Annotated in this window: 9 protein-coding genes; 7 read left to right on the forward strand and 2 right to left on the reverse strand. The window is 67.9% G+C overall.

Annotation, left to right across the window (positions count from 1 at the left end; genetic code table 11):
- The 4 genes from VGD93_RS08650 to VGD93_RS08665 all read left to right on the forward strand — a co-directional run.
- On the forward strand, positions 1 to 298 hold a 298-nt coding region (locus VGD93_RS08650; protein ID WP_395011145.1), incomplete at its 5' end, for a PopZ family protein.
- A 120-nt stretch (positions 299 to 418) separates the two neighbouring features.
- Complete coding sequence (locus tag VGD93_RS08655) at positions 419 to 3,262, forward strand: valine--tRNA ligase (protein WP_395011147.1); 2,844 nt, start codon at positions 419 to 421, stop codon at positions 3,260 to 3,262.
- Between the two features lie 306 nt (positions 3,263 to 3,568).
- Positions 3,569 to 5,293: a dihydroxy-acid dehydratase gene (gene ilvD / locus VGD93_RS08660; protein ID WP_395011149.1), complete on the forward strand. Its 1,725-nt coding sequence runs from the start codon at positions 3,569 to 3,571 to the stop codon at positions 5,291 to 5,293.
- 46 nt (positions 5,294 to 5,339) lie between these two features.
- Positions 5,340 to 6,116: a tetratricopeptide repeat protein gene (locus VGD93_RS08665; RefSeq protein WP_395011151.1), complete on the forward strand. Its 777-nt coding sequence runs from the start codon at positions 5,340 to 5,342 to the stop codon at positions 6,114 to 6,116.
- A 9-nt stretch (positions 6,117 to 6,125) separates the two neighbouring features.
- Here VGD93_RS08665 and xth read toward each other — a convergent pair whose 3' ends face one another.
- Positions 6,126 to 6,905, reverse strand: a complete 780-nt coding sequence (gene xth, locus VGD93_RS08670; RefSeq protein WP_395011153.1) for an exodeoxyribonuclease III — start codon at positions 6,903 to 6,905, stop codon at positions 6,126 to 6,128.
- A 78-nt stretch (positions 6,906 to 6,983) separates the two neighbouring features.
- Positions 6,984 to 7,337 carry a HesB/IscA family protein gene (locus VGD93_RS08675; RefSeq protein ID WP_395011155.1) on the reverse strand — a complete coding sequence of 118 codons (354 nt, stop codon included), beginning with the start codon at positions 7,335 to 7,337 and terminating at the stop codon, positions 6,984 to 6,986.
- Between the two features lie 93 nt (positions 7,338 to 7,430).
- Between VGD93_RS08675 and VGD93_RS08680 the strand changes: the two genes are divergently transcribed.
- From VGD93_RS08680 to VGD93_RS08690, 3 genes are all read left to right on the forward strand, one after another.
- Positions 7,431 to 8,624 carry a deoxyguanosinetriphosphate triphosphohydrolase gene (locus tag VGD93_RS08680; protein ID WP_395011156.1) on the forward strand — a complete coding sequence of 398 codons (1,194 nt, stop codon included), beginning with the start codon at positions 7,431 to 7,433 and terminating at the stop codon, positions 8,622 to 8,624.
- 31 nt (positions 8,625 to 8,655) lie between these two features.
- Positions 8,656 to 10,401: an arginine--tRNA ligase gene (gene argS, locus VGD93_RS08685; protein WP_395011158.1), complete on the forward strand. Its 1,746-nt coding sequence runs from the start codon at positions 8,656 to 8,658 to the stop codon at positions 10,399 to 10,401.
- A 109-nt stretch (positions 10,402 to 10,510) separates the two neighbouring features.
- The coding region (locus VGD93_RS08690; protein WP_395011160.1) for a hypothetical protein at positions 10,511 to 10,726 on the forward strand (216 nt) is incomplete at its 3' end.

A 10,726-nucleotide genomic window follows, 5' to 3' on the forward strand; every position in this document is an offset into this window, starting at 1 on the left:
GCCGCGGCCGCCGGTGCGCCCGACCCCGAGCGTCGCCCAGGCGGCGCCCATGCCCGACCCGGACCTCAGCGCGGATCTCGCCGAGCAGCTGCTGGAGCCGACCACCAGCAGCGCCGTCAAGCACGCTTTCTCCCGCCTGAGCGGCATGTCCATGGTCAATACCGGCGTCACCATCGAGGAGATGATGCGCGACCTGCTGCGGCCGATGCTCAAGGAGTGGCTGGACGAAAACCTGCCCGCAATCGTCGAGCGCATGGTGGAAAAGGAGATCGCCCGCCTCTCCCGCGGCGTCGAATAGCGTTCGCGCGGCACGGCTGTTGACTTTGGGGCCGCGCCTTTGCTTTAGACCTTAGACCTGATTTCTGGCCCGCCCGGCATGCGAAAGCATTGCGGCGGGCCGTTGCTGTTGGAAGCGGTGATGATCGAGAAGACCTACGAACCCGGCGCCGTCGAGGGCCGCATCTATCAACGCTGGCTCGACGCCGGAGCCTTCGCGGCAGGTGCCGGCGCGAGGCCGGGGGCGGAAACCTTCACCATCGTCATTCCCCCGCCCAACGTCACCGGGTCGCTGCATGTCGGGCACGCGCTCAACAACACGATCCAGGATATCCTCATCCGCTTCGAGCGGATGCGCGGCAAGGACGTGCTGTGGCAGCCCGGCACCGATCACGCCGGCATCGCCACCCAGATGATCGTCGAGCGCCGGCTGATGGAGGCGCAGCAGCCCTCGCGCCGGGAACTGGGGCGCGAGGAGTTCCTGCGCCGCGTCTGGGAGTGGAAGGCCGAGAGCGGCGGCACCATCCTCAACCAGCTGAAGCGCCTCGGCGCCTCGGCCGACTGGTCGCGCGAGCGCTTCACCATGGACGAGGGCCTGTCCGAGGCCGTCCGCAAGGTGTTCGTCGAGCTTCATGCCAAGGGGCTGATCTATCGCGCCAAGCGGCTGGTCAACTGGCATCCGGTGCTGGAGACGGCGATCTCCGATCTCGAGGTGGAGAACATCGAGACCGACGGCAAGATGTGGCACCTCAGGTACCCGGTGGACAAATCCGACGAGTACATCGTGGTGGCGACGACGCGCCCCGAAACCATGCTGGGCGATACCGCCGTGGCGGTGCACCCCGAGGACGAGCGCTACAAGCACCTGGTGGGCAAGCACGTCATCCTGCCGCTGGTGGGGCGGCGCATCCCGATCGTCGCCGACGAATATGCCGACCCCGAGCTGGGTTCGGGGGCGGTGAAGATCACGCCGGCACACGATTTCAACGACTTCGAGGTGGGCGTCCGCCACGGCCTCAAGCCCATCAACATCTTCACCACCCAGGCGCGGATCAGCGGCTACGCGCCCAAGGAGTATCGCGGCCTCGACCGCTTCGAGGCGCGCTCCGCCGTGCTGCACGACCTCGAGGCGATCGGCGCCCTCGTCTGGGTCGAAGACAAGAAGATCATGGTGCCCTATGACGAAAAGACCAAGCAGGTCGTCATCGAGCCGTACCTGACCGACCAGTGGTTCGTGAATGCCGAGGTGCTGGCGCAGCCGGCGCTGGCCTCGGTGCGCGAGGGGCGGACAAAGTTCGTCCCCAAGCAGTACGAGAACACCTATTACGCCTGGATGGAGAACATCAAGCCGTGGTGCATCTCGCGCCAGCTCTGGTGGGGGCACCAGATTCCGGCGTGGTACGGGCCGCGCAACAACGCCGATCCCGATTTCGACAAGCCGGAGGCCGGCCCCAAGGTGTTCGTGGCGGCGACGGAAGCGGAGGCGGTGAAGCAGGCCATCGCCTATTACGGCCGCGCCGTGGAAGTGCATGACGGCGGCCTCAATTCGGGCGCGTATCTCAAGGCCTTCGCGGCCTTCGAGACGACGCAGCGCGACCGGCTCAACGCCGAGACCTGGGCCGAGATCAAGCGCACCGACCCCTTCGCCGAACTGCGCGATTCCAAGGTGCCGCTGCACCGCGACGAGGACGTCCTCGACACCTGGTTCTCCTCGGCGCTGTGGCCGTTCTCGACCCTGGGCTGGCCGCACGACACGCCGGAACTCAGGAAATACTACCCGACCGACGTGCTGGTCACCGGCTTCGACATCATCTTCTTCTGGGTCGCCCGGATGATGATGATGGGGCTCGAATTCACCGGCACCGAGCCGTTCCATACCGTGTACATGCACGCCCTGGTGCGCGACGAGCGCGGCCAGAAGATGAGCAAGACGCGCGGCAACGTCATCGACCCGCTGCAACTGATCGACACCTATGGCGCCGACGCGACGCGCTTCACCATGGCCGCCATGGCGGCGCAGGGCCGCGACATGCGCCTCGCCGTGTCGCGCGTCGAGGGCTATCGCAACTTCGTCACCAAGCTGTGGAACGCGGCGCGCTTCCTCGAGATGAACGAGTGCGTGCGGGTGGCCGGCTTCCAGCCGCGGGCCAACACGCTCGCCGTCAACCGCTGGATCGTGGGCGCCACCGCCCGCGCCGCAGCGGCGGTGACGCGTGGCATCGAGGAATACAAGTTCAACGAGGCAGCCAACGCCGCCTACGACTTCGTCTGGGGCACGTTCTGCGACTGGTACCTCGAGCTCGCCAAGCCGGTCCTCACCGGGGACGACGAGGCGGCAAAACGCGAGACGCAGGCGACCGCCGCCTTCGTGCTCGACCAGATCCTCAAGCTGCTGCACCCGTTCATGCCCTTCGTCACCGAGGAGCTGTGGGCGGAAACCGGCAAGGACGGGCCGAAGCGCGAGCGGCTGCTGGTGCTTTCCGAGTGGCCGGCGCTGACCGGCGTCGAGGACGCGGAGGCCGACGCCGAGATCACCTGGCTCATCGACATCGTCTCCGGCATCCGCTCGGTGCGCACCGAGATGAACGTACCGGCCGGGGCCAAGATCCCGCTCGCCGTCATCGGGGCAGGGGCCGAGACCGGCACCCGCATTGAGGCGCAGCTCGCCGCACTGACGCGCCTCGCCCGCCTCGCCAGCGTGGACTATGTCGACGACGTCCCCGCCGGATCGGCGCAGCTGGTCCAGGGCGAGGCGACCTTCGCGCTGCCGCTGGCCGGGGTCATCGACCTCGGTGCCGAACGGGCGCGGTTGCAGAAGGATATCGGCAAGCTCGCCGAGGAGATCGACAAGATCGACCGCAAGCTCGGCAACGCCCAGTTCGTGGCCAAGGCGCCGGAAGAGGTGATCGAGGAGCAGCGCGCGCGGCGGGCCGAGGCCGTCGACCGCAGCGACCGGCTCGCGGCCGCCCTGCAGCGGCTGAGCTGACGGTTTCCCGGGGCCGGCACGAGCGCGGCGCGCGTCTCGTGACGTTTTTGCAACAGCCTCGCCGAATCCCGCCCGACCCTCTTGGCGATCAACGATTTACTGAGGAACGTCGCCACAATCTGACCCCAAAAGGGGACGACGAAACAAGGATTGGGCGGGCATCAAGAGGGCGTCTGAAAACGCGGGAGCGCCCCGCGTGCCGGACGCCGTTGCGCCTGCCCAAGGACCTTGCCCAGGTGCCGATCACGACGTGCGCCTCAGAAGAATGTGCCGGATGATCGCTCCGGGCAGGTGGGACAGGAATACATGGATACCAACTACGTCGACAAATCCCGGCTCCCGAGCCGCCACGTCACCGAGGGGCCGGAACGCGCCCCCCACCGCTCCTACCTCTACGCCATGGGGCTCACGAGCGCCCAGATCCACCAGCCGCTGGTCGGCGTGGCAACGGCGTGGAACGAGGCTGCCCCCTGCAACATCTCGCTGTCGCGCCAGGCGCAGGCGGTGAAGAAGGGCGTCGCGGCGGCGCACGGCACGCCGCGCGAGTTCACCACCATCACGGTGACCGACGGCATCGCCATGGGCCACCAGGGGATGAAGTCCTCGCTGGCGTCGCGCGACGTCATCGCCGATTCCGTCGAACTGACGATGCGCGGGCATTCCTACGACGCGCTGGTCGCCATGGCCGGCTGCGACAAATCGCTGCCCGGCATGATGATGGCGATGATCCGGCTCAACGTGCCGTCCATCTTCATCTATGGCGGCTCCATCCTGCCGGGCCGCTATCGCGGTCGCGACATCGTGGTGCAGGACCTGTTCGAAGCCGTCGGGCTCTATTCGGTCGGCAAGATGAACGACGCGGAACTGGACGAGATGGAGCGCGTGGCCTGCCCGTCGGCCGGCTCCTGCGGCGGCCAGTATACCGCCAACACGATGGCGACGGTGGCCGAGGCCATCGGACTCGCCCTGCCGTACTCGTGCGGCGCACCGGCGCCCTATGAGATCCGGGATTCGCTGTGCGCGGCTGCCGGCGAGCAGGTGATGGAACTGCTGCGCCAGAACCTCAGGCCGCGCGACATCGTCACCCGCAAGGCCTTCGAGAACGCGGCCACGGTGGTGGCGGCCTCGGGCGGCTCGACGAACGCGGCGCTGCACCTGCCGGCGATGGCGCACGAGGCGGGGATCGATTTCGACCTGTTCGACGTCGGCGAGATCTTCAAGCGGACGCCGTACATCGCCGACCTCAAGCCGGGCGGCAAATATGTGGCCAAGGACATGTTCGAGGCCGGCGGCATCCCGCAGTTGATGAAGACGCTGCTCGACGGCGGCTTCCTGCACGGCGACGTCATGACCGTCACCGGCAAGACGCTGGCCGAGAACATGGCCAGCGTGCAGTGGAACGACCAGCAGGACGTGATCCGGCCCTACAACAACCCGATCACCCCCACCGGCGGCGTGGTGTCGCTGCGCGGCAACCTCGCCCCCGATGGGGCGATCGTCAAGGTTGCCGGCATGAAGACCCTGAAGTTCTCGGGCCCGGCGCGTTGCTTCGACAACGAGGAAGCATGCTTCGAGGCGGTGACACACAAAAACTACAAAGAGGGTGAAGTCTTCGTCATCCGCTACGAGGGCCCGAAGGGTGGACCCGGTATGCGCGAAATGCTCGCTACGACCGCGGCACTTTACGGTCAGGGCATGGGTGACAAGGTGGCGCTCATCACCGACGGGCGCTTCTCCGGCGCAACGCGCGGCTTCTGCATCGGCCATGTCGGGCCGGAAGCCGCCGTCGGCGGGCCCATCGCCCTGGTGCAGGACGGTGACATCATCACCATCGACGCGGTCGAGGGGACGATTTCGGTCAATGTGAGCGACGCGGAGTTCGAGAAGCGGCGGGCAGGGTGGTCGCCGCGGGAAGGCCAGTTCGGTTCTGGCGCGATCTGGAAGTATGCCCAGCTGGTGGGGCCGGCGCGTTACGGCGCTTTGACCAACCCCGGCGCCAAGGGCGAGAAGGAGTGTTATGCGGACATTTAGGGTCCAACATGCCCTGATCTCCGTTGCCGCGTGGGCGACGTTCGGCATGGCGGTCGCCGCCCTGCCGGCCAAGGCCCAGGCGGTACTCAGCGCGTTGCCCGGCGAAACCGCCGCGGATGCCGCCCTCAACATGGCGAACATCCTCGACGGCGCCGGCGGCGGCATCTCCGGCGACACGCTGCTATCGGCGCTCGAGGACGCGGCCGCGGCCGGCCAGCCCATGGCGCTGTGGCAGCTGGGCGTGATGTACGAGAACGGCGAGGGCGTGCGGAAGGACCCGGTCAAGGCCTTCGGCTATTTCAGCCAGATCGCCGACGAGCACGCCGACGCGGCCCCCCAGGGCCTCGAGGCCGACATCGTCGCCCAATCCTTCGTCAAGGTCGGCGAGTACTACCGCGCCGGCCTGCCCGAGGCCGGCATTCCCAAGGACGAGGACTACTCCAACAAGCTGATGATGCACGCGGCGTCGTATTTCGGCGACGCCGACGCGCAATACCGCGTGGGCAAGCTCTACCTCGACGACAACGAACTGGGCGACAACCCGCTGCAGAGCGCCCGCTGGCTGTCCCTCGCCGCCCGCAAGGGCCATGCCGGGGCGCAGGCCCAACTCGGCCAGATGCTGTTCAAGGGCGACGGCATCGCCCCCAACCGCGTCGAAGGGCTGATGTGGCTCACCGTCGCCAGTCGCCGCGCTGCCCATACCCCTGACGAGCAGTGGATTCAGGCGATGCTGAAGGATGCGACCGCGGCGGCCACGCCCGAGCAGCGGGCCGAGGCCATCAGCATGGCGGACTCGCTGGGGACGCGCTTCGGTGGGCTGTAAAGGCCGGCCCTAGAACGAGAACTCGCCCTCGACCGGCACGTGATCGGAGGGCTTGTCCCAACCGCGCAATTCGCGGTGCACGACGACGTCCTCCAGTCGGTCCGCCGCCTGCGGCGACAGCAGCAGGTGGTCGATGCGGATGCCGTTGTCGCGCTCCCAGCCGAACGTCTTGAAATCCCAGAAGGTGTAGCCCGGCTCGTCGCTCACCGCGCGGTGCGCATCGGTGAGGCCGAGGTTGAGGAGGGCACGGAAGCGCTCGAGGCTCTCCGGGCGGAACAGCGCGTCGCCCACCCACGCTTCCGGGTTCTTCGCATCGATATTGGCCGGGATGATGTTGAAGTCGCCGAGCAGGATGAACGGCTCCTCCAGCGCCAGCCGCTGCTCCACGAAGCCGATCAGGCGGTCCATCCACTTGAGCTTGTAGGGGAATTTTTCGCTGCCTACGGGATTGCCGTTGGGCAAATAGATGCAGCAGACCCGGATCGCGCCGGTCTCGACCGAGAAGACGCCCTCGATCAGGCGGGCCTGCTCGTCCGCGTCGTCACCCGGCAGCCCGCGCACGACCTCGTCGAAGCGGCGGCGGGAGAGGATGGCGACGCCGTTCCAGCCCTTCTGGCCGTGGGTCTCGATATTGTAGCCGAGCGCCTCGATCTCGGCCCGCGGGAAGCCGTCGTCGACGGTCTTGATCTCCTGCAGGCAGACGATCTCCGGGCCCGACTCGCCCAGCCACTTGAGCAGCGCCCCTTGCCGCGCCTTGACGCCGTTGATGTTCCAGGTCGCGATGCGCATGGGGAATCTCCCTGTCCGCGCGGGACCCTAGCGGTCCCTTGTGCGGGCGTAAACCGCCTCCCGGCGGCGACGGGGGACTCAGGCGACGGCGAAGCTGGTGCCGCAGCCGCAGGAGGCGACGGCATTGGGATTGCGGATCTCGAAGGACTGGCCGATGAGGTCGTCGACATAGTCGATCTCGGCGCCGCCCATGAACTCGCGGCTGAGCGAGTCGATCAGCACGGTCGCACCGTCCCCCGACAGCACGAGGTCGTCAGCGGCGGGGACCTCCTGCACCAGCTTGTATTCGTACTGGAAGCCGGAACAGCCGCCGCCCGAGACGGTGATGCGCAGCACGGTGCCGGCCGGCTGCCTGGCGAGGATGCGGCTGATCTTGCGCGCCGCGCGGTCTGTCAAGACAATGTCGTTGGATGCTAGAGAAGCTGCGCTCATGGTGGGCCTTCGCTGCGTCGCGCCGGTCAAGGCGGCGCGCCTGCGAGCAATGTAGGAACCTGCGGCCGGAATGAAAAGGGTGTTGTACCCAGCATGAGCGAACGCGCCCCCTACGCCTCTGACCCCGCGCAGAGCCGCGGACGCCTGCATGCGGCGAGCCACAGCCCGACCCGCTCGGAGTTCCAGCGCGACCGCGACCGCATCATCCATTCCACCGCCTTCCGGCGCCTGCAGTACAAGACCCAGGTCTTCCTGCACCACGAGGGCCAGCATTTCCGCACGCGGCTTACCCACACCCTCGAGGTCAGCCAGATGGCGCGCTCGATCGCGCGCTCGCTGCGGCTGGATGAGGACCTGGCGGAGGCGGTGGCGCTGGCGCACGATCTCGGCCACACGCCGTTCGGCCATGCCGGCGAGCGGGTGCTGAACGAACGGATGGCCGCCTTCGGCGGCTTCGACCACAACATGCAGGCCATCCGCGTCGTTACCCGGCTCGAGAATCGCTACGCCGAGCACGACGGCCTCAACCTGAGTTGGGAGACGCTCGAAGGCATCCTCAAGCACAACGGCCCGCTGGTCGACCGGGCGGGGCGGGCACGGGGCCGGTACGCGACCGAGGGCCTGCCGGAGGGGCTGGACGAGATCCCCGCCAGCGCCGACCTGCAGCCCTGGACGCACGCCAGCCTGGAGGCACAAGCGGCCGCCATTGCCGACGACATTGCCTACGACGCGCACGACATCGACGACGCCCTGCGGGCCGGCCTGCTGGACCTGCCCGACCTGGTCGACGTACCGCTGGCCGGCCCGATCGTGCGCGAGGTCCTGTCGCGTTGGCCGGGGCTCGAGTCCAGCCGCCAGGCGCACGAGGTGCAGCGGCGGCTGATCACGCGGGGTATCGAGGACGTGGTCGCCACCAGCGCTGCCGCCATCGCCGCGGCGGCGCCGCGCAGCGCCGACGACGTCCGCCTCGCCGGCGCCACCCTGATCCGCTTCTCGGCGCCGATGGCGGAAGCGGAGCAGGCGCTCAAGCGCTTCCTGTTCGACAATGTCTACCGCAGCGACACGGTGATGGCGCCGGTGCGCGACAGCGAGCGCATGGTGGCCGACCTGTTCGACCACTACGTCGCCGCGCAGGACCTGCCCGGCCGCTGGGGGGAGGCGGCCCGCGCCGCCGCGAGCCCCGCGGCGCGGGCCCGGATCGTGTGCGATTTCATCGCCGGCATGACCGACCCCTATGCCAGCGAGCAGCATGCCCGACTGTTTGACGCTGCCCGCCGATTGGGGTAACCCCGCGGCTTCCCTGCCGACTGGAATTCCGATGGACGTATTCGCGCTGTTCGCCAACCGTGTCTCGGCCGCCCTCGCGGCTCTCTACCCCGAGGTCCCCGCGGACGCCCTGGCGCGTTTCGTCGTCGAGCCGCCGCGTGACCCCGGGCACGGCGATCTGTCGTCGAACGCGGCGATGGTCGTCTCCAAGCCGCTTGGCCGGAGCCCGCGCGACATTGCCGCGGCACTGGCCGAGCATTTCTCCGCCGACCCGGACGTGGCGTCGGTCGAGGTCGCCGGTCCGGGCTTTCTCAACTTCCGCATCGCCAACCGGCTCTGGCTCGAGGTGCTGCGCGCCGTCGGCCGGGAGGGCGCCGCCTTCGGCCGCTCCGACGTCGGCAAGGGCGAGCGCGTCAATGTCGAGTACGTCTCGGCCAACCCGACGGGCCCGATGCATGTGGGCCACACGCGCGGCGCCGTATTCGGCGACACGCTGGCCTCGCTGATGGCCTACTCGGGCTACGCGGTCACCCGCGAATACTACATCAACGACGCCGGCAGCCAGGTCGATACGCTCGCCCGCTCGACGCTGCTGCGCTATCGCGAGGCCCTGGGGGAATCGATCGAGATTCCGCCGGGGCTGTATCCGGGCGACTACCTCGTCCCGGTCGGCGAGGCGCTAAAGCGGGAGTTCGGCGACAGCCTTGCCGGCAGGCCCGAGGATGAGGTGCTGCCTCTGGTCAAGGAGCGCGTGCTGGCGGCGATGATGGAACTCATCAAGTCGGACCTCGCCAAGCTCAACATCCACCACGACGTGTTCTTCTCCGAGCGGCAGCTGCACGGGCAGGGGGGCGACATCGACCTCACGCTCAAGTGGCTGCGCGACAAGGGCATGATCTACGAAGGGCGGCTGGAGCCGCCCAAGGGCAAGACGCCCGAGGATTGGGAGGATCGCGAGCAGACGCTGTTCCGCGCCACCGACTGGGGCGACGACGTCGACCGGCCGCTGATCAAGTCGGACGGCAGCTACACCTACTTCGCCGCCGATATCGCTTATCACAGGAACAAGTACCTGCGCGGCTTCAAGCACATGATCAACGTGCTGGGCGCCGACCACTCCGGCTACGTCAAGCGCCTGCAGGCGGCGGTGAAGGCCATCTCCGGGGGGGAGGCCGAGGTCGACGTGCGCATCTGCCAGCTCGTCCGCCTGATGAAGGGCGGCGAGCCGTTCAAGATGAGCAAGCGCTCCGGGGACCTCGTCACCGTGGCCGACGTGGTCGAGGAGGTGGGGGCCGACGCCACCCGCTTCATGCTGCTGTTCCGGCGCAACGATGCGGCGATGGACTTCGATTTCGCCCTCGTCAAGGAGCAGACGCGCGACAATCCCGTGTTCTACGTGCAGTACGCGCATGCCCGCACCTGCTCGGTGTTCCGGGTGGCCGAGCGCGAGCTGCCCGGCCTCGATACTTCCCCGGCGGCGCTGCAGGCGGCAGACCTGGACCGGCTTGCCACCGCTGCCGAATTCGAGCTGGTGCGCGCCGTGGCGCAGTGGCCGCGCACCGTTGCCGCCGCGGCCGTCGCGCATGAGCCGCACCGCATCGCCTTCTATCTCTATGAACTCGCCGCGGCCTTCCACGGCTTCTGGGCGAAGGGCAAAGAAGATGTTAGCTTACGCTTTGTTAACGGCGATGACCCAACACTTACGCTCGCCCGACTCGCGCTGGTTGACGCCGTGCGCCAGGTGATCGTCAACGGCCTGTCAATACTTGGAGTTTCCGCCCCTGATGAGCTTTCATAATTCGGGCGCATTGGTGTGATGACTGGCCAGCAACGCTCGGCTCGGTCCGGGGCGAGGACCGCAATCATTCCAGGGGGCGCTGCGTTCTTTGCCAGCGAAACCGCAGCAGATGTCTGACAGCCAGGAAAAATCCGACGATCTCATCGCCGAACTTGCCAAGCTGATGGCCACCAACGCCCAGGGCAGTGAGAGCGAACCCAAGTCCACCGTCATCAAGCTGGCCCCGCTCGGCGAGGCGGCCGTGCCGCCGCCGGTGCGTATCCCCGGCATGGCGACCCCGGCAACGCCGCCGCCCCTGGGCGCGGCCGCCAAGCCGGCCACGCCC

The organism is Devosia sp. (genome assembly GCF_036406155.1).
Classification (GTDB): domain Bacteria; phylum Pseudomonadota; class Alphaproteobacteria; order Rhizobiales; family Devosiaceae; genus Devosia_A.